This is a genomic window from Achromobacter sp. Root170 (genome assembly GCF_001428165.1).
Lineage (GTDB): Bacteria > Pseudomonadota > Gammaproteobacteria > Burkholderiales > Burkholderiaceae_B > Achromobacter > Achromobacter mucicolens.
This window is the reverse complement of record NZ_LMHN01000015.1, coordinates 235,640-252,524: the sequence shown is the minus strand read 5'-3', so window position 1 is coordinate 252,524 and position 16,885 is coordinate 235,640. Positions and strand designations below refer to the sequence as shown.

Annotated in this window: 19 protein-coding genes; 9 read left to right on the top strand and 10 right to left on the bottom strand. The window is 62.8% G+C overall.

Features of this window, described 5'->3' with window-relative positions; genetic code table 11:
* The first annotated feature begins 5 nt into the window (after positions 1-5).
* Complete coding sequence (locus ASD87_RS15575) at positions 6-230, top strand: hypothetical protein (RefSeq protein WP_056323283.1); 225 nt, start codon at positions 6-8, stop codon at positions 228-230.
* Between the two features lie 269 nt (positions 231-499).
* Here the strand turns inward: ASD87_RS15575 and ASD87_RS15570 are convergent, their stop codons facing one another.
* The 3 genes from ASD87_RS15570 to ASD87_RS15560 form a co-directional block, all read right to left on the bottom strand.
* Positions 500-1,006 carry a ferritin-like domain-containing protein gene (locus tag ASD87_RS15570; protein ID WP_056323281.1) on the bottom strand — a complete coding sequence of 169 codons (507 nt, stop codon included), beginning with the start codon at positions 1,004-1,006 and terminating at the stop codon, positions 500-502.
* 151 nt (positions 1,007-1,157) lie between these two features.
* Entirely contained in the window at positions 1,158-1,721 is a 564-nt protein-coding gene (locus tag ASD87_RS15565; protein WP_056323278.1) for a DUF4142 domain-containing protein, read from the bottom strand.
* 131 nt (positions 1,722-1,852) lie between these two features.
* Entirely contained in the window at positions 1,853-2,110 is a 258-nt protein-coding gene (locus tag ASD87_RS15560; RefSeq protein ID WP_056323276.1) for a DUF1488 family protein, read from the bottom strand.
* Positions 2,111-2,610: 500 nt separating this feature from the next.
* Here ASD87_RS15560 and ASD87_RS15555 point away from each other — a divergent pair, with 500 nt between their 5' ends.
* From ASD87_RS15555 to ASD87_RS15530, 6 genes are all read left to right on the top strand, one after another.
* Positions 2,611-2,835: a CrpP-related protein gene (locus ASD87_RS15555; protein ID WP_056323273.1), complete on the top strand. Its 225-nt coding sequence runs from the start codon at positions 2,611-2,613 to the stop codon at positions 2,833-2,835.
* A 219-nt stretch (positions 2,836-3,054) separates the two neighbouring features.
* Positions 3,055-3,309 carry a hypothetical protein gene (locus ASD87_RS15550; RefSeq protein ID WP_056323270.1) on the top strand — a complete coding sequence of 85 codons (255 nt, stop codon included), beginning with the start codon at positions 3,055-3,057 and terminating at the stop codon, positions 3,307-3,309.
* A gap of 325 nt (positions 3,310-3,634) precedes the next feature.
* Complete coding sequence (locus ASD87_RS15545; RefSeq protein WP_235512718.1) at positions 3,635-4,477, top strand: ZIP family metal transporter; 843 nt, start codon at positions 3,635-3,637, stop codon at positions 4,475-4,477.
* A 168-nt stretch (positions 4,478-4,645) separates the two neighbouring features.
* Positions 4,646-4,945 carry an acid-activated periplasmic chaperone HdeA gene (gene hdeA / locus ASD87_RS15540; protein ID WP_056323268.1) on the top strand — a complete coding sequence of 100 codons (300 nt, stop codon included), beginning with the start codon at positions 4,646-4,648 and terminating at the stop codon, positions 4,943-4,945.
* 109 nt (positions 4,946-5,054) lie between these two features.
* On the top strand, positions 5,055-6,149 hold the full coding sequence (locus ASD87_RS15535) for a mechanosensitive ion channel family protein (protein ID WP_235512717.1): 1,095 nt from the start codon (positions 5,055-5,057) through the stop codon (positions 6,147-6,149).
* A 63-nt stretch (positions 6,150-6,212) separates the two neighbouring features.
* Entirely contained in the window at positions 6,213-6,521 is a 309-nt protein-coding gene (locus ASD87_RS15530; protein WP_186350995.1) for a hypothetical protein, read from the top strand.
* 62 nt (positions 6,522-6,583) lie between these two features.
* Here ASD87_RS15530 and ASD87_RS15525 read toward each other — a convergent pair whose 3' ends face one another.
* Positions 6,584-7,669, bottom strand: coding sequence for a calcium:proton antiporter (locus ASD87_RS15525; protein WP_056323262.1), 1,086 nt, complete (start codon positions 7,667-7,669; stop codon positions 6,584-6,586).
* 130 nt (positions 7,670-7,799) lie between these two features.
* Here ASD87_RS15525 and ASD87_RS15520 point away from each other — a divergent pair, with 130 nt between their 5' ends.
* Positions 7,800-8,270 (top strand): low affinity iron permease family protein, encoded by a 471-nt coding sequence (locus ASD87_RS15520; protein ID WP_082586305.1) that lies wholly within the window; start codon positions 7,800-7,802, stop codon positions 8,268-8,270.
* A gap of 111 nt (positions 8,271-8,381) precedes the next feature.
* On the opposite strand, the gene ASD87_RS15515 is transcribed toward ASD87_RS15520, so the two are convergent.
* The 6 genes from ASD87_RS15515 to ASD87_RS15490 all read right to left on the bottom strand — a co-directional run bounded on the left by ASD87_RS15515 (position 8,382) and on the right by ASD87_RS15490 (position 14,921).
* On the bottom strand, positions 8,382-8,927 hold the full coding sequence (locus ASD87_RS15515; RefSeq protein WP_056323261.1) for a hypothetical protein: 546 nt from the start codon (positions 8,925-8,927) through the stop codon (positions 8,382-8,384).
* Positions 8,902-9,294, bottom strand: coding sequence for a phage holin family protein (locus tag ASD87_RS15510; protein WP_056323258.1), 393 nt, complete (start codon positions 9,292-9,294; stop codon positions 8,902-8,904). Before ASD87_RS15510 ends, ASD87_RS15515 begins: the two co-directional genes overlap by 26 nt.
* A gap of 77 nt (positions 9,295-9,371) precedes the next feature.
* The gene (locus ASD87_RS15505) at positions 9,372-11,060 is read right to left on the bottom strand and encodes an ATP-binding protein (RefSeq protein ID WP_056323255.1); all 1,689 of its coding nucleotides are present in this window, start codon (positions 11,058-11,060) and stop codon (positions 9,372-9,374) included.
* Positions 11,047-12,567 (bottom strand): ATPase domain-containing protein, encoded by a 1,521-nt coding sequence (locus ASD87_RS15500; protein WP_056323253.1) that lies wholly within the window; start codon positions 12,565-12,567, stop codon positions 11,047-11,049. The genes ASD87_RS15505 and ASD87_RS15500 overlap by 14 nt, the downstream gene beginning before the upstream one ends.
* A 244-nt stretch (positions 12,568-12,811) precedes the next feature.
* Positions 12,812-13,864 (bottom strand): Ig domain-containing protein, encoded by a 1,053-nt coding sequence (locus tag ASD87_RS15495; RefSeq protein WP_056323250.1) that lies wholly within the window; start codon positions 13,862-13,864, stop codon positions 12,812-12,814.
* A gap of 283 nt (positions 13,865-14,147) precedes the next feature.
* Positions 14,148-14,921 (bottom strand): response regulator transcription factor, encoded by a 774-nt coding sequence (locus tag ASD87_RS15490; RefSeq protein WP_056323247.1) that lies wholly within the window; start codon positions 14,919-14,921, stop codon positions 14,148-14,150.
* Positions 14,922-15,245: 324 nt separating this feature from the next.
* Between ASD87_RS15490 and ASD87_RS15485 the strand changes: the two genes are divergently transcribed.
* Positions 15,246-16,883: a mechanosensitive ion channel family protein gene (locus tag ASD87_RS15485; RefSeq protein WP_082586304.1), complete on the top strand. Its 1,638-nt coding sequence runs from the start codon at positions 15,246-15,248 to the stop codon at positions 16,881-16,883.
* The last annotated feature ends 2 nt before the right edge of the window (positions 16,884-16,885 follow it).

The window sequence follows — 16,885 nt, the reverse complement described above, 5'->3', positions numbered from 1 at the left end:
CAGAAATGTCAAACCCAACCTACAAGCGCGTCATGGAAGTGGTTGCCGCCGCCGCCGACGGCAATACCTACCGCATCGACAGATATTCTTCGCAGCCCCTCGGCGACGGAAAAGCCCGCTCGTACTGCTGCCTTCCCGATGGCCAGCTCGTGACCTGGGAAGGCGACGGACACTACAAGCTTCCGGATGGCACCGTCGTCACCATGGTGGCGTCAAGGTTGTGCCAATGATTGCCGGGCCGCTACATTCCGCGGATCAATACGCCGACCAGAAACAAGACGGCGACGGCGCCTATCCAGAAGGCAAGCATCAACCAGGGCCCGCGGCCGGTCCTGGCCCCACGCCGCGCGGGCCGGCCGCGCGAAGGTGACTCGTCTGCTGGTTTCATGATGCTCTCCTGGGCGCCCCATTTCAGCGCATAGTACGAATTACGGCCCTGCACGCGCAAGTGCCGCGCAGGGCCCTCATCGCCGCAGCGGGCACGCTGCCGCGCCTTCCACTACTTTGCCTTGCCTGCCTTGGCGGCCTCGGCGTTGGTCTGCTGTAGCGCCAGCATGCTCAGCTTCTCGTCGGTGGCCTTTTCTTCGGCCAGCGTTTCCTTCAACAACGTCAGCGCTTCGGTCTCGCCCAGTTGCTTGGCAAACGTGCATAGCGTTCCGTAGCTGGCGATCTCGTAGTGCTCGACCTTCTGCGCCGCTGCGATCAGCGCGGCATCGCGCACCGGGCCTTCTTCGACATCTTCAATCACGTCGCGGCCTTCTTCCACCAGCCCTTCCATCGCGGCGCACTTGATGCGCTTCAAACGGAAGTCCGCGCCTTCCACGATCTTGTCGATGCGTTCGATCTGACCACGGGTTTCTTCAAGGTGGGCGGTGAATGCGTCGGCCAACGCAGGGTCGCTGGCGGCGCGGGCCATCTTCGGCAGGGCTCGCGTCAATTGCTTTTCGGCGCTGTAGATGTCGGACAGCTCGTGCACGAACAATTCCTTCAAGGTCTTTTGGCTCATGATCACTCCTGTAGGTGGATCGATTGGAAAGCGGGCCTGGCCCAGCCCCAGTACAGCAAGGCGCATGCCGGTGAGCCCTGGTGCAACGAGTGGCGGGCAGGCCCGCTTGAACGGCCCGGCGCCGCACAGGGCGCCGGCGCACGCGTGTGCGCTACTTCCTGGCGGACACGCTTTGCTGCAGCGCCTTGGCGGCCTGCAGATGCTGCTGAAGACTGGGCAGCGTTTCGATCGCAAATTGCTTGACCTCGGGATCCTTCACTTCCTTCGAGGCCTTTTCGAACAGCTTGACGGCGTCCTCGTGCGCATCCACGCCGATCTCGTCCGCGTAAGCCTTGTCGAAACCTTCGTCGCGCAAGCCCATCGCCTTGAGCTTGGCGGACTGCATCATCGACGGGTCCTTCGGCGGTTCGAAACCCTTGCTCTTGGCCAACGCCTCGAGCTTCTGGCCCACCTTCGTGTGATCGTCGATCATCATCTGCGCGAACTTCTTGACCTCGGCGTTCTGCGACTTTTCCAGCGCCATCTTGCTGCCAGCAATCTCGAGATGACCGGACTCGGCCGCGTCGCTCAAAAAGCCACGAGCCTCGCTGTCCAGCTTGTTCGTTGCGGCGGGCACCTGCCCTCCAGGGGCGGCGGGCGTCTGCGCCAGCGCAACCGAACCCATGCTGAGGACAATTGCAGCGCCAAGTCCTGCCTTCAAAAGACGGTTTTTCATTCGGACCTCCAGTAGAAGTAGCGTCGCCGGATGACGGCGCGATGCCGTCTGACGAACGGGCACGTTCCAGCAAACGTCATTCCCAATGGCGAGCTTCGTTTCGCGCCCGGCGAGCATCGCCGGGCTCACATTCAACCGAAATCGCCTTCGCCCACCGCTATCGGCCCATCGGTCGGAACCCATTGCGTACGATGCGCCAAGTCGCGCAACGCGTCCTCGCTGCGCTCGAAAGCGCGCAGCAATTCCGGCGCCGTATCGTCCGCGGCGCCAAAACGGCGCCGCAGCACATCACCGGATATTTCGAACTGCCGCGTGACGCCGGCTGTCTCCATCTCGAACACAATGGCGTCGCCTTGCGCTTTGGCGTTGGTGGCTTTGGTGAACTTCATGCGGTCCTCCTGTCGTGTGGTCGATACGCGATGCCCGACCGCCGCAAGTCGCGGGCCTGACCGAACCGCGCCAATTGGCGGTGCCGCGAGCTGTTCACGCACGCGGCGCGACGCCAGTCATTTTTTCCGGTCGTGTAGAAATCCCCTCACCCCGCACGCGTCACGAGGCGGGCGTCACGCAGTGCGCAATCGCTTTGCAATCAGTAGGCCGCGCACGTGTGGGATGGGAACGTTAGTTGCGGACGTCGAGGTGTCACAGCGACACAGTTATCGGATTCTGGTTGGGGAGCCCGATGGCTGGCACGGCCTCGCCACGTCGCTGTGGCCTTGCGTTTTGTTTGAACCGTGAGTCTTTGCCCCGCATTGCGGGGCACTTTTTTGCGGATCGGCAGGCAGGTCTTACGGCGATGTAACAGAGAAACGCGAAGTTACACGCCCTTCGTTGCGCGAGCGTTTTGCGCTGGGCAAACTAGGCGCTCGCATCTTTTGGGAGAGTTGCCATGCAAGTGGATATCCAGAAGCTGGGAGCAGACGCCGCGCGCCAGGGGTTGACCCTTTTGGATTGCCCCTACCTTCGCACCGCAGCCATGCCTGCGCACACCGGCGAATCCGTCAATGAATGGCGCAGCCGCGTCGAGATGTGGAAAGCCGGCTGGAAAGACGGCGTCAAATCTCGGGCAGTGAGCCGCGCCCCTTCGTCCCCCTTCATGAGCACGCGCAGGTAGTATCCGCCTGCTGTGCATGTCCCGCCGGGCCCTGGACCTCGTCCAGGGCCCGAATTGCTTGGGGCCCTGGCAGCCTGGCCAGCCAACTACTGGTCGGTCGCTCAAACCATGCTGAGGTTGGTTGGGAATTATTGCACTTTGTTGCACCCTGGCGGAGGCAGTTTTTGGAAAATCCCGTGGCAGCACGATTCTCATACACCACACTCTCTGGAGCGCACGATGAATACTGAACAAGGTATTTGCGTAGATGGATTCAAAGTCCACTGCGACGTCATTGAGTTGCCCAGCGGCAAGTACCGGTTGGACGTCACGACCCGGCGTGACGGCGACCTTGAGGACCAGCAAGCAGTCTGGCCCATTCCGAGCGGCAAGCTGTTTTCGGCTCAGCATGAAGCCGAGCGGCACGCGAAGTGGATTCTCAAGGGCATCCGGCGCGTCGACCCTAGCGGCACGCCGCAGTTCTGCCTGACCTGACGCGCGCCGCGCGCGGTCCGCTGGAGCGCCTTCGGGCGCTCTTTTCATGGGACTTACCGGCCGCCCAGGCACGCGCATTGCTAGGGCTCGACGGCCACACCCGGCCGGCAGCCCCTGGTGAACAAAGCTCCGGTCTTCACCCTGAGGAGCATCCATGGATCGGCCATGCCACGGCTCACAACCGGATTCAACGTTGACCGCGTCTGCGCTTGCACGTCTTGCGGCAGCGCGCGGCCTCTTTTCGGGATCGTATTAAGTGCCCCGCCAGACTTCCCCAGCCGGCCAGGCGCTGCCGGACCCGCGGACCTCGATGCTGAGAGGTCTGATGGGAACGGGTCTGCTCGTCGTGTGCGGGCTGGGCGTGTTCGCGTTATGGCGATACCTGGACGCCGGCCATCCCGCAGTTGGCGCCGCCTTGTTGGGCGGCTTGCTCGCGGCGGGCGCGACCGCGCTGGGCGCGTTGCCGGTCGCGTTCTCGCAACGCGTGCCCGAGCGGGTGCAGGACACGCTGCTGGGATTCGGCGCGGGCATCATGCTGGCCGCCTGCGCGTTCTCGTTGATCATTCCGGGCCTGGACGCGGCCCGGCAACTCGGCAGCGGCCCCTGGGCCGCGGGACTGACCATAGCCGGCGCCATCCTGCTCGGCGCACTGGCGTTGCTGCTCTTGGACCGCGTGCTGCCCCACGAGCATTTCATCAAGGGCAAGGAAGGCAAACCGGCACGCAACCTGCGCCGTACCTGGCTGTTTGTCTTCGCCATCACGCTGCACAACTTTCCAGAAGGCCTGGCGATCGGCGTCGGCTACGCCGGCGCCGATCCCGTGCAGGCGGGTTCGCTCGCCATGGGCATTTCAATCCAGGACGTTCCCGAGGGACTGGTGGTGGCCATTGCCCTGCTCGCCGCGGGCTATCGGCGCGCATTCGCCGTTGGCTTCGGGATGGCATCGGGGCTGGTGGAGCCGCTGGGCGCCGTGCTTGGCGCGGCCATTGTGGGCTGGTCGGCCTCGCTCTTGCCCTGGGGATTGGGCTTTGCGGCTGGCGCCATGCTGTTCGTCATCAGCCACGAAATCATTCCCGAGACCCATCGAAAAGGCCACGAGGTTCCCGCGACCTGCGGCCTCATGCTGGGATTCGTGCTCATGATGCTGCTGGACACGGCGCTGCAATGATGTCGCCGGGCGTTGCGGCGTCACCGGTATAAGCGGATCCCCCTCCGCCATTGGATGTCGGCCGCGTTGACGACGCCCATCCGATTTCAGTAATGTAAATCGGTGAGCCTCCCGGCTCACTTATCCCTGTAAGACATTCCATCTGCAAGCCAACCCAGGAGCTCGAACATGAAGAAGCACCTACTGATGATTGGTCTCATTGGCTCGCTGACCTTTTCGGTCACCGGCCAGGCAGCTGATGCGAAAAAGCCTCTCGGCATGTGGCAATGCCAGGACTTCCTCGACGTCCAAGAGAGCTTCCGTCCCGTCGTCGTCAGCTATGCAGAAGCGCTGAACAACAAAGGCAAGCCCGAAGAGGCTGTGGTCGACGTAGAGGGCATCAGCACCCGCACGCCGATGCTGGTCAAGCAGTGCAACGAAAACCCCAAGCTCATGCTGCGCGACGCCTTGGCGGGTCTGAAAAAGTAAATGTCTCGACGCCCCTGAGGCTCAGGCTTCGGGGGCCTGCCTCGGCTTCCCAAGCGCACGAGGAACAACATTTGCTGCGGTCGGCGCTCCGTGCATGGGAGGCCCCGTAATGAATTCATGGATATTTGGAGATTGGCTCAGCGCGCACCCGATGGCGCTTTGGATCATCGCACTCGGCGTGGGCGCGGTGCTTTTCATGGTGCTTGCGACCGTGCTGAAGGTGGTGCGCGCGCGGCTGGAGGCGCGCGCGCAATTGCCTGGCCATGGTTTCGCCAGCGCCATGTCGCAGATACTGCGGCGGACCAACTGGGTCGTGCTGGCGCTGCTGTGCCTGATGGCCGGCATCGACGTCAGCGATGCGCCCCTGCCCTGGAGCGGCGCCACCATCAGCCATCTGTGGTTCGTGCTGCTGGCGCTGCAGGGCGCCTTGTGGCTGGAGCGCGCCGTGGACGTGCTGGTGCGCCGCGCGGTGCTAGCACGTGGCGACGCCAGCCGCGTGACCGCCACCCTGCTCGGCCTGCTGCTACGCACCTTCGTCTGGGCCGTGGCGCTGCTGGCCATGCTGGACAACCTGGGGGTGAACATCACGGCGCTGGTCGCCAGCCTGGGCATCGGCGGGGTCGCCGTGGCCCTCGCCGTGCAGACCATCCTGAGCGATCTCTTCGCCTCCATTTCCATCGGCCTGGACAAGCCGTTTGAAGTGGGCGACTTCATCGTGTTCGGGGCAGTGGCCGGCAGCATCGAGCACATCGGCCTGAAGACCACGCGCATCCGCAGCCTGGGCGGCGAACAGATCGTGTGCTCGAATACCGAACTGCTCAAGCAGACGATCCAGAACTACAAGCGCATGCAGCAACGGCGCATCGTCTTCTCGGTACGCATCAGCTATAAGACCGACGTCGAACGTGCCGCGGCAGTGCCCGGCATCCTGCGCGACCGGATCAACGAGCAGAGCGATGTGCGATTCGACCGCGCCCACCTGGCGCGATTCGGCGACAGCGCGCTGGAGTACGAGGCCGTCTACTACTTGATGAGCGCGGATTACAACCGCTACATGGATACGCAGCAGTCCATCAACCTAGGCATCATGCGGTCGCTCAAGGCGGCAGGCATCGCGCTGGCGCTGCCCGAACGCATCGTCCACGTCAGCGCCGCCGATGGCGAGGCCGAGGCAGAACCCGTGATGGCGTCCGAGCGTGGGTAAGCGCGGGATGCGCGAGGGCAGGCACGGCACTTGCCGCCCAGGGACGTTTTCAAGGAGAGCACCATGAACGCACACCCTTCCCGCAGCCTCGATGCATCCGGCACCCGCGATCCGCGGCACGCAGGCGCGAACGCGGATGGCAATCCCGCCCCGGAACCGTCAACCGAAGACCAGGTGGACATCGCAGACCGTGTCCAGAAGGGCCTGGACAAGGCCAATGACCGGGAACGCGCACGCGAGGGCGAGTCCGTCGGCAAGGCGCCGGCCATCGATGGCAATCCCGCTCCGGAAGCGGATACCGACGGCGGAGTGTTCAAGCCCGCTGACGACACCCCTGCCGTGCTGCCCAAGAAATCTGGCCCGAAGGACTAGCCCTTACCGCCCGGAAAGCGGCACAGCCATGACCGGGCGAGCGCTTGCACCTGGCCCGCCCGCTACAACCCCAGCGACAGCAGCATCAGGAACGCCCCAAACAGCACAAAGTGCGTCAGGCCCTCGATGGCGTTCGTCTGCCCGTCGTTCAGGTTGATGGCCGCGACAACCAACGTGACCAGCATCATCAGCGTCTGCAGCGGCGTCATCGCCATGTTGATCCGCTGACCGGTGATCAAGGCCATCGCCTCCATCGCCGGCACGGTCAGGATCACCGTGGACAGCGACGCGCCCAATGCAATATTGACCACCGATTGCATGCGGTTGGCCAACGCCGCGCGAAACGCCGTCAACATCTCGGGCGCCGCCGAGATTCCCGCGACGACCAGTGCGATCAGGCCGACGGGCACATCCATCCCTTTCAGGCCGCGATTCAGCGAGTGCGACATCAGTTCGGCCAGCGCGCCCACCGCCACAATGCCCACCGCCATCACGACTGCCGACTGGCGCCAATTTGGCTGCGCGCCCGCCGGCGCGGGCTTGCGCGTCTTCTTGTCCGGATAGCTGTAGCTGAAAAAATAACTGTGGGGCCCGGTCTGCATGCGCACGAACACGCCGTACATCAGCAGCATCGACACCACCGTGAAAGCGCTGTAGGCCCGCCAGCTTGGCTGCGGAACGAACTCGGGGATGATCATCGACACCGTGACAGCGGTCAGGATCATTACGCTGTACGTGCGCGCCGAATCGTCGTTGTAGGCCTGCTCGCCGTGCTTGAAGCCGCCGATCAGCGCGGCCACGCCAAGGATCCCGTTGATGTCCAGCATCACCGCCGAATAGATGCTGTCGCGCACCAGCGTCGGCGAGCCCGCCTTCGCCGACACGATCACCAGCACGATCACTTCGACCAGCACGGCGGACAAAGTCAGGATCATGCTGCCGTACGGGTCGCCCAGCTTCTGCGCGATTCGTTCCGCATGGCGCGCAACACTGAGCGACGCGGCAAGAATCGCGGCGATCAGCACGACCGTTTCGACAAGGCTACCGGCTTGGCCTAGCCCTTCCAGATGCGGCTCAACAAAGAGCCCCGCGACCGCAAGCCCGCAGGCCAGCAGCAGGAACATTTCAGACTGCAGTAGGGATTTCATTGCGATATGGCGGGCGAAAAACACCGTGAGCCTAGCACGTGCCGTGCCGCGTGGCGCGCAAGCAATCGGGCATGAGGCTTGCTGTCGGGTTTTACGTCACGCAGGTCCGAGCGTGAAGGAATGGAGCGCCATGCCGAAGAGAAATGCAGCAAAGCGGCGAGCAAACTGCGAGCCGAAATCTCGGCCCGGAAAGGCCGGAAAAGTGAACCCGATCTCCCACTTTTTTGACCGTTTCGCATCGCAAGTCACCAAGCGAGCGGGATCGCCTGTCGCATTCGGCATCGCGCTGATCGCCGTGGTCGTGTGGGCGTTCTCGGGCCCGGCCTTCGGGTTTTCCGAGACATGGCAGCTTGTCATCAACACCGGCACCACCATCATCACGTTTCTCATGGTCTTCCTGATTCAGCAAAGCCAGAACAAGGACAGCGAGGCGCTGCACCTGAAGCTGGACGAACTGCTGATTGCGGTGAAAGGCGCCGACGAGCAACTGGTCGACGCTGAACGACTGGACGAGGAAAAGCTGCTTGCCCTGGCGTCCGCGCTGACCAGCCGGGCGCGGAAACAGCATCGGCAACGCGCACGCAGTCGCCGCCGGCAGTGATGGGGTGCGGGTCCGTGGGCGCTCTTGGACCGGCCATGATCCGCCCGGGGATTGGACCCGCGAGGGTCCGCCCGTGCAGCAAGCGCGGGCGCGTCTCGCGTTTGCCTTGCGCTATGGAATCGATGAAACGTCCCGGCCCGCCGGCGCGGTCGGCACGGGAGGGGTCTGCCGGGTTCGCGGAGTGGGCGGAATGGTCTGCATGACTTGAGACTGCTGGACGTGCTGGGCGCGCTGACCTTGCTGCACACGCAATTTGCGCAGCCGCGCCACTTGAAGATCCAAAAGCGCCCGAAGCCGCTCGATCTCCGCGTCGTCGGCCGACCTGGCGGCAGCGGCGCGCACGTCCGCCATCATCTTCTCCAACCGGGCCAGTTCCGGGTCCGACATCGGATCGCTGACGCGCCGCACCTGCATGCGGCCCATCAGTTCCGCAACCCGGTCGCGCATGGCCACCGCTGCCATGGCGCGCAGCGGCTGGCGCAAAAAGCGCGGCCATCCCAGCGTCGCACCGGCGGCCAGCGCGGCCGTCCGGGCCCACGCCCCGCCCGCTCTGTTGAGCGGTAAACGTCGCGGCATGGGAACATCGAGCGCCTGGCGGTCGCGCTCCATCTTGGCCAGCAGGGCCTCTTTATCAGCCAGTGTGGTCGTCTTGGGCATAATGGCTCCGTGCAGCAGCGGTATCCAGGCGCACCTGATGACTCAGTTCCGCGAAGGGCGACGCTTTCGGCGCGCTCCGTGTCGAAATGACCAGCGAAATCATCGTGATCAGCAGCCAGGCGCCGGCCACCAGCCACGCGGCCAGCTTGCGATGCTCGGTATCCCAAAAGCTCACAATCGCGGCCACCGAGATAAACCCCAGCGTGCCCAACCCGCAAAACACAAGGGCCACGCTGCTGATCACGGTGGCCACCAGCGCCGAGCGGTAAAGGGACAACTCGATCCCCACCAACTCCACATAGTCCCCCGAGCGTTCGGCGGCAAAGGCCGCGATGCGGCGCAATCTACGCAATCGTTCTGCAATCATGGCGTCTCCTTGGCGCGTGGCTGTCAAGCCTGGCGGGCAGGGCTCGCGCAGCAATTGCCATTCCCGCGCCAGGACGGCTACGTCCGCCCCGACGCGCGCCCGCCAGTCAAACGGATCAACAGGCCCGCCAGTTGCTCGAGCCGGTAAGGCTTGGGCAGAAGGGGAATGCCCTCCTGCCCGGCCTTTTTCACTTCCTCGCCCATGAACCCGGTCATCAGCGCCACCGGCAGCCCCGGGTTCCGGATACGCACTTCCCGAGCCAATTGGATGCCGTTCTTACCGCCCGGCATCATGGCATCCGTCAACATGACGTCGACGCGGCCATCGCCGTTCAGCACTTCCAACGCCTCGGCGGCACTGGAAGCGGGCGTGACCGCATAACCCAGCTCTTGCAGCATGCTGGCCGTCAACGCGGCCACTTCGGCGTCATCTTCAACCAGCAAGACATTCAGCGTCGAGGCGCGTTCCCGAACCGCACGCACATCGGCCGGGCGGCCGCGCGTGGCGGCTTGTTTTGCCGACCGGGGCAGACACACCGAGACGGTTGTGCCCATGTCCGGCTGTGTGGAAAGCTCGATGGCGCCGCCCGACTGCTTGGCAAATCCATACGCTTGCGGCAGCCCCAGGCCCGATCCCTTGCCAACATCCTTGGTGGTGAAGAATGGCTCGAACACGCGCGCCGCCACCTCTTCGGACATGCCCGTGCCGGTATCCGTCACGCGCAACGCAACGTGGTCGACCGTCAACTCGCCCTGCCCCGGCGCAGCCACGTTCTCGGTCCGGATTTCGATCACGCCGCCGTTGGGCATGGCATCGCGCGCATTGACCGCCAGGTTCAGTATGACGAGTTCAAGCTCGCCCGGATCGACCTCCACCGGCCACAGGCCGTCGGCCAACGCCAGCGAAACGACAATGTCGCCGCGCAGACTGCGCTCCAGCATGTCCAGCATGTCGCGAACGACTGTGTTCAGGTCCACCACCTGTGGGCGCAAGGCCTGGCGGCGGGCAAACGTCAGCAACTGCCGCGACAACGAGGCGCCCCGGTCCACCGCCTGCCGCATCGACGCATACAGGCGTGTGCGCCGCCCGTCGTCGATGGGACGCTGCAGCATTTGCAGTCCCCCCGAAATGACCATCAGCAGGTTATTGAAATCGTGGGCCACGCCCCCCGTCAGTTGTCCCAGCGCCTCAAGCTTCTGGGCTTGGCGCAGCGACTCTTCAATCCGGCTGCGCTCGAGCATCTGTTGCTGAAGTTCGGCATTGGCCATTTCCAGCTCCCGGGTCCGGCTTGCCACCATGGACTCGAGCGCCTGGGCCGCCTGCTTCTCGGCCAACAGCAGAGAACGGATCTCATACTGGCGCATCCTTGCGCGCGCTGCCGTCTGCACCATCGTGGTCAGGGCAAGGCTTTGGGTCGGCCGCTCCAGCAGCGACACGTTGCCCAGCAGCTCCGTCATCTTCTTGCGCCACCGCACGACGGGTCCGCTCTGCGACTTGCCGGTCAGCACGACAAACGGCAGTCCGGACCAGGCCGGCTGCGCCTTCAGCCATTCGCTCACCAAGTCCAGATTCTTGCCGAACAGCCCTTCCTCGGTGATGCAAGCCGTCAGGGCGCCGGTTTCCGCCTGCATCAGCAGGTCTTCCGCATCCTTGCACACGTATGTAGAGAAGCCGGCGCGCTGCAGCAGCCGCGCGCCGGCCGTGCCATCGCGACCGATCGGGGCATACACCAGAACACGCGCTTCGGCATCCTCAGGACGAAGCATCGGGTACGCTCAATAGTCGCAGGTCTTCGCCCGTGTACTGCGGGGTGCCCGAAAACAGTCCATGGAAGGCGGTCAAGGGCGGCCCCAGGGTCAGACCTGCCGACGACATGGTGAACTCGCGCATCACGTGTTCGTGCGCGCCGCTGCGTTTCTTGACGACCGAAATCGCACGGCGCACGCGTCCGCCGTATTCGAAGTAACGCAACATGATTACCGTATCGCTGAGATAGCTGATGTCCAGCGGCGTTTCCATCGGGCCCACCAGCCCATGCTCGGCAAGCACCATCACGGTCGTCACCCCCTGCTGGCCAAGGTAACTGAGCAGTTCGTGCATCTGCAGAATCAGAAACCGTCCGTCGGGCATGGCGTTCATATACCCGTTCAGGCTGTCGAAAATCACGATGCGCGCGCCGCCCTGCTCGACAGCGCGGCGCACCAACGCCGTAAATTCGCCCGGGGACATTTCGGCCGGGTCGATTTGCTTGAAGTTCAGCAACCCGGCATCCAGCGCGGTATCCAGTTCCATCCCCAGCGCGCGGGCACGCGCAAAAAATGTGGACCGGGTTTCGTCAAACGCAAAAATTGCCGCATGCTCGCCTCGCTGCGTTGCGGATGCCGCGTAGGTGGCAGCCAACGAGGACTTGCCCACGCCGGCCGCGCCAATCAACAGGGCGTTGGTACCACGGTCCAGGCCGCCGCCCAACAGGCTGTCCAGCTCCGCATTGCCGCTGGGAGTGGGCGTCGGGTGAAACTCCCTGTGATGCTCGGCAGCGACGAGCCGCGGATAGACCTCCAGGCCTCCCCGCTTGATCGTGAAGTCGTGATAACCGCCCCGAAAGTCGACGCCGCGCATTTTAAGAACGCGCAGCCGTCGCCGCTGGGCGCCGTAATCGACCGCCACCTGCTCAAGAGCGATGACGCCGTGCGAAATGGAGTGCAGCTGCAGGTCGTCCTCTTTGGCCGCCTGATCGTCCAACAGAATCACGGTGCATTGGCGATTCGCGAAGAAGTGCTTCATTGCCAGGATCTGGCGGCGATAGCGCAGAGAGCCCTGCGCCAGCAGTCGAAGTTCAGAGAGGCTGTCAACGACGACCCGCGACGGATTCAGCGATTCCACCTTGTCCAGAATGAGCCGCGTGGTTTCGGTCAGCTCCATCTCTGCGGGGTGCAAGACCGTGAGCTCGCGCTCGGGGTCCAGCACGTCTTCCGACACGATTTCCAGGATCTCGACGCCATCCAACGACCATCCATGGCGGTGCGCGACGAGGTTGAGCTCAGCCGGACTTTCCGACAACGCGACATACAGCGCGCGCTCGCCCTGGCGAACACCCTCCAGCAGAAACTGCATGCCCATGGTGGTCTTGCCAGCGCCTGGACGCCCTTCGCAGAGATACATCCTGTTGGGATCCAAACCCCCGCCCAGAATATCGTCAATCCCGGAATTACCGGTCGAAATGCGGGGTTCAGGCTTGAAAGCCGCAGTCTGTTCTTCAATCGATGCGCTCATGGCTTTCCCGTAAATACGAGTTAAGCACCAAGCATATCGCCATCGGCAAATGGGATCAGCCGCTCATACGGAAAGAGATGTTACGTACTGAATCGCTGCGGTGGGGCACAGGGGGGTTGTGCAATAAAAGGAAAACCCCGGGGTGCAGCACCACAGGGCGCGATTCCAATACGTCCCCAAAAAATAAAAACCCGCCTTCCAGAATGCGGAAGGCGGGTTTTTTATTTTTACTTAATACTTCGATTTACTCGAATGAAATCTGAAGCTGGGGATTGATCTTCCATTCGAATCGGGCACTTGCCTCGCCGCCACCGGCGTCTTGGGCCAGCACCACGTAACGGCCCTCTTGCGGGGTGGGCGGCACCAGACCGCGCAGCGTGCCGGTGGCCTCGTCGAACTTCAGGCCTTCGGGAAGTCGGGCAGGCGTCGTGCCGTCCTTGTCGAAGAGCGCGTAGCGCACCGCGCCGCTGCCGCCCGTGGCGTTCACCACCGGCAATGCCGTCGGCATCGTGGCGCCGGCGGTGAGTTCGATCGGGTTGGTCGAGATTTCGAGCGCGGGCGCCAGGTTGAAGTCGACCGGAATGGAAACGCGGGCGCCGCCTTCGTCGCTGATGGTGGCGGTCAAGCCGGCCATTTTTTCCAGAGACTTAGGCACCGCGCCGCTGACGCGGCCGCTGCCGTCGAGCACCAGGCCGGACGGGATACGCATGGCGCTGCCATCAGCGTTGGAATAGGACACGGCGTAATTACCGGTACCGCCGCTGACGTTGATGAACTTGACGGGGCTCTTGATCCGGCCGCCCGCCGTCGCTTGAATGGAACCGCCTTCGACATTCAAAGGCGGGTTGATGGTCAGTTGCACCGCCCGGCTGGCCTTGCCGCCACCGCTGTCTTCGACCTGGATCAGGTAGGTAAGCGTCTTGGGGCTGGCGACGGAGGGTGCGGCGCCCGAGAGCGAGCCGTCGGATCCGAACACCAGGCCGGCGGGCAGTTCGGCGGGCTTGCCGCTGGTGTCGAGCAACCGGAAGTTCAAGGTGCCGGTTCCGCCGGAGGTGCGCACACGGATCAATTGCGAATTAAGCGTTGCGCCCGACGTGATGGACAGCCCCTTGTCGGGAGCAATGGCCGTGCCGCGGGACCGGGCAATTTCTTGACCGCCCGTGGACGTCGGGGAGGCGGCAGGCGTGCCCTTGACGGGCGCGGCGCGTTGCGAGATTTTGCCCACGGGCGGTTTGAAGTCTTCGGCAGCGATGGCTTGGCCTGGCTTGACTGCGATCAGTCCAACAGCGACTCCCAAGCACGCGAATCGGGAGATTATTTTTTTATTCATAACAGTCCTTGTGACTCAATCAACGATGCGCTCTGCGCGTTAAATATCACTCAACAGGCCGAGCGCAAAAACGCTCGGCCTGCGAGACCCAATAACCGCGTGCGCCTCAGACAAACTTGAAGCTCCGCCATGTCTCTTTGCATTTACATCGCAGAACCGCGCAAGGCTGCAGGCCACGATCAGCACTGACGTATCGGAAGACTGGGCGACACATTATTTCAAGAACAGGACGCTGGAATGGAGAGTAAAACTACCCTTTTGCCAGCACATAATCGGATTGCCCCTCGCTCGTGCGCCAGTCAGTGCCAGGCTTTATCAGACCGATGAACAGCCGGGCCAACGCAAGCGAAGAATTGATATTCAGTTTGGAATAAACACGCGCCTTGTGGTTGTCGACGGTTCGCACGGAGATATGCAGATGCTCAGCGATTTCCTTGCTGGAATGACCCGCAATCACGCCTTGAACGATCACAAGCTCACGCTGCGTCAGCAGCGCCTTTCGCGCTTCTTCCTGGTTTGCCCGGACGCGGTTCAGATGCGCGCTGCGGCTCAGGTGAAGCGCGAAGTGAATGGCATGGTAGAGGCGGCTGGAATTGAGCGGCTTGGCAAAGAAGTCCACCGCACCACGCCGCATGGCCTCGACGGCGTCGCCGAATTCAGGCTCGGACTTGATGAAGATCATCGGCAGAGCGGCGTTTGCCTGGGCCAAATCGCGATCGACGGCCCTATCTGCGGTCAATTTTCCAAAGTCCATGATCAGGCAGTCGCACTCGCCCTCGGAATAAATAGACAGGAAATCACGCACTGTCCGGCTCTGTATGACGTCGATGGAAAAATTGGCCAGGATCCGACGAACGGCCCATTCCGATGACTCGTCCTCGTCGACGATGTAGGCTTTCGCGCCGATGGGAAATGAGTCCGCGTGGGCCGCCCGCACCGCCACCCCGCGCGGCGCATGGAACGCGTCATGGATAAACCGAGGGTGGTACTGCCCCCAGTGCAGCGACTGTTCGGAATACGGCATCGTCTGTTATGGCAAGAACGCAAAATCGCGCATCCCGGCAATCTGGGTAGCACTGCGCGCAAGTGACGAAGTATAGGAACGCGCCCACAAGCGTTCCCATCAGAAATCTTCGATTCTTTGGGCCGTCCGTCTCCCAAGCGCCTCGCGTGGCAACGGCATCCACTGCTGCCGGCGTTTTAATGATGGAAGTCAACATCGACGCTGTCTTAATCCGCAATTCTGTCCGGATGGTCGTCATGCCGGATAAATCGTGCGAAGCGAGCCTTGCGCGCACGCTCGCCGGTGAAGCACGACTCAACGGTGCGGTGAGCGTGGGAGACACAAATGGCCCGCAGACTCAAGTCGTTCATCCTGGCCGCCGTGTTGTTGGCGCCCCTGCTCGCGTTCGGGGCCGCTGGCGACGAGGCGCGTTCCACGGCCCCTGCCCTTGAATTGACGCTGGAAACAGCCCCCGTCGAGATCGACGGCCACGTTCTGTTCACGGTCCGTGGGCTGTCATCGTTTCCCGCCGAGAAACGGGCGCAATCCATTGGGCGGAGAATCGAGGAAGCGGCCGCCGATGCCGCCTTCGCGAGCGCCGGACTGAAAGTGGACACCATCGAAACTGGCTCGGTCATCCTGGCAGGCAAGACGGCATTGATGGTCGTCACAGATGCGGACGCCCAGCTCGAGCAAACCACGCGCGAGAACCTCGCGGCCTTGCACCTGGCGCGCATTCGCCAGGCCATCGACGAATACCGCCTGACCCGCAGCACGGACTACCTGATCAAGGCGGCCCTACACGCGGCCGGCGCCACCGTCCTGCTGGCGGCAGGCATTGCGGTCTTGTTGTTGCTCAATCGCTGGCTGGACAAGGCCGTCTCCAGGATTCTGAAGCGTCGCGTTCACGACGTGGACATCCAGTCGTTCGAGGTCGTGCGATCGGACACGATCTGGAAAGCGTTGCATGGCGTGATCCTGGCGATCGGGATCATGACCATCGTCGTGTCGATCTACGCATACCTGCAATACGTGTTCGCGCTCTTTCCCTGGACCCGTTCCGCCTCGAACGACTTGCTCAACCTGTCGACCCATGCTGCCCGCAGACTTGGAAAGTCCACAGCCGAAATCATTCCCGACGTCCTGATTCTGATCATCATCTATTTGCTGACCCGCTTCACGCTGGCCCGAGCCCGGAAATTCTTCGCCGCAGTGGAACAAAAGCGCGTCGTCTTCACGCAGTTCGAACCGGAATGGGCCATGCCGACCTACAAACTGCTCCGGGTGCTGATCCTGGCGTTTGCGGTGGTCGTTGCGTACCCCTACATTCCTGGCTCCGAAACCGCAGCCTTCAAGGGCATCTCGATCTTCATCGGTCTCATGCTGTCATTAGGCTCTTCCACGGCAATATCCAACCTTATCGCGGGCTACCTGATGACCTACCGGCGGGTTTTCAAGGTTGGGGATCGGGTGAAGGTGGGCGATGTCGTCGGCGAAGTCGTGACCGTCCGCCTTCAGGTGACGCATCTGCGTACGACTAAAAACGAAGAGGTGACGATACCGAACTCCCAGATTCTGAACAGCGACGTCACGAATTACAGTGCCCTTGCCGGCACCAAAGGTTTGATTCTTCACACCACGGTCGGAATCGGCTACGAGGTGCCGTGGCGGCAGGTCGAGGCCATGATGCTCACCGCCGCCGGGCGGACCGCCGGCGTGCTTTCAGATCCGAGCCCCTTCATTCTCTTGACCAAACTGGGAGATTTTTCGGTTTCATACGAGCTGAACGTCTATGTGCGCGACACAGAAATGATCGGCAAACGCTACGCCGAGCTGCACCGCCACATCATTGATGTCTTCAACGAATACCAGGTGCAAATCATGACGCCTGCCTACGAGGGAGACCCCGAACAGCCCAAGATCGTGCCGCCGGAACATTGGTACTCCGCGCCTGCGTCTCCGGACGTAAGAGCCAAACCCTGACA

What these genes read in the sequence shown, in the direction of transcription:
- ASD87_RS15575 (WP_056323283.1), top strand. Translation starts at nt 6, where the DNA reads ATGTCAAACCCAACCTACAAGCGCGTCATGGAAGTGGTTGCCGCCGCC.
- ASD87_RS15570 (WP_056323281.1), bottom strand. Translation starts at nt 1,006, where the DNA reads ATGAGCCAAAAGACCTTGAAGGAATTGTTCGTGCACGAGCTGTCCGAC.
- ASD87_RS15565 (WP_056323278.1), bottom strand. Translation starts at nt 1,721, where the DNA reads ATGAAAAACCGTCTTTTGAAGGCAGGACTTGGCGCTGCAATTGTCCTC.
- ASD87_RS15560 (WP_056323276.1), bottom strand. Translation starts at nt 2,110, where the DNA reads ATGAAGTTCACCAAAGCCACCAACGCCAAAGCGCAAGGCGACGCCATT.
- ASD87_RS15555 (WP_056323273.1), top strand. Translation starts at nt 2,611, where the DNA reads ATGCAAGTGGATATCCAGAAGCTGGGAGCAGACGCCGCGCGCCAGGGG.
- ASD87_RS15550 (WP_056323270.1), top strand. Translation starts at nt 3,055, where the DNA reads ATGAATACTGAACAAGGTATTTGCGTAGATGGATTCAAAGTCCACTGC.
- ASD87_RS15545 (WP_235512718.1), top strand. Translation starts at nt 3,635, where the DNA reads ATGGGAACGGGTCTGCTCGTCGTGTGCGGGCTGGGCGTGTTCGCGTTA.
- hdeA (WP_056323268.1), top strand. Translation starts at nt 4,646, where the DNA reads ATGAAGAAGCACCTACTGATGATTGGTCTCATTGGCTCGCTGACCTTT.
- ASD87_RS15535 (WP_235512717.1), top strand. Translation starts at nt 5,055, where the DNA reads ATGAATTCATGGATATTTGGAGATTGGCTCAGCGCGCACCCGATGGCG.
- ASD87_RS15530 (WP_186350995.1), top strand. Translation starts at nt 6,213, where the DNA reads ATGAACGCACACCCTTCCCGCAGCCTCGATGCATCCGGCACCCGCGAT.
- ASD87_RS15525 (WP_056323262.1), bottom strand. Translation starts at nt 7,669, where the DNA reads ATGAAATCCCTACTGCAGTCTGAAATGTTCCTGCTGCTGGCCTGCGGG.
- ASD87_RS15520 (WP_082586305.1), top strand. Translation starts at nt 7,800, where the DNA reads ATGCCGAAGAGAAATGCAGCAAAGCGGCGAGCAAACTGCGAGCCGAAA.
- ASD87_RS15515 (WP_056323261.1), bottom strand. Translation starts at nt 8,927, where the DNA reads ATGCCCAAGACGACCACACTGGCTGATAAAGAGGCCCTGCTGGCCAAG.
- ASD87_RS15510 (WP_056323258.1), bottom strand. Translation starts at nt 9,294, where the DNA reads ATGATTGCAGAACGATTGCGTAGATTGCGCCGCATCGCGGCCTTTGCC.
- ASD87_RS15505 (WP_056323255.1), bottom strand. Translation starts at nt 11,060, where the DNA reads ATGCTTCGTCCTGAGGATGCCGAAGCGCGTGTTCTGGTGTATGCCCCG.
- ASD87_RS15500 (WP_056323253.1), bottom strand. Translation starts at nt 12,567, where the DNA reads ATGAGCGCATCGATTGAAGAACAGACTGCGGCTTTCAAGCCTGAACCC.
- ASD87_RS15490 (WP_056323247.1), bottom strand. Translation starts at nt 14,921, where the DNA reads ATGCCGTATTCCGAACAGTCGCTGCACTGGGGGCAGTACCACCCTCGG.
- ASD87_RS15485 (WP_082586304.1), top strand. Translation starts at nt 15,246, where the DNA reads ATGGCCCGCAGACTCAAGTCGTTCATCCTGGCCGCCGTGTTGTTGGCG.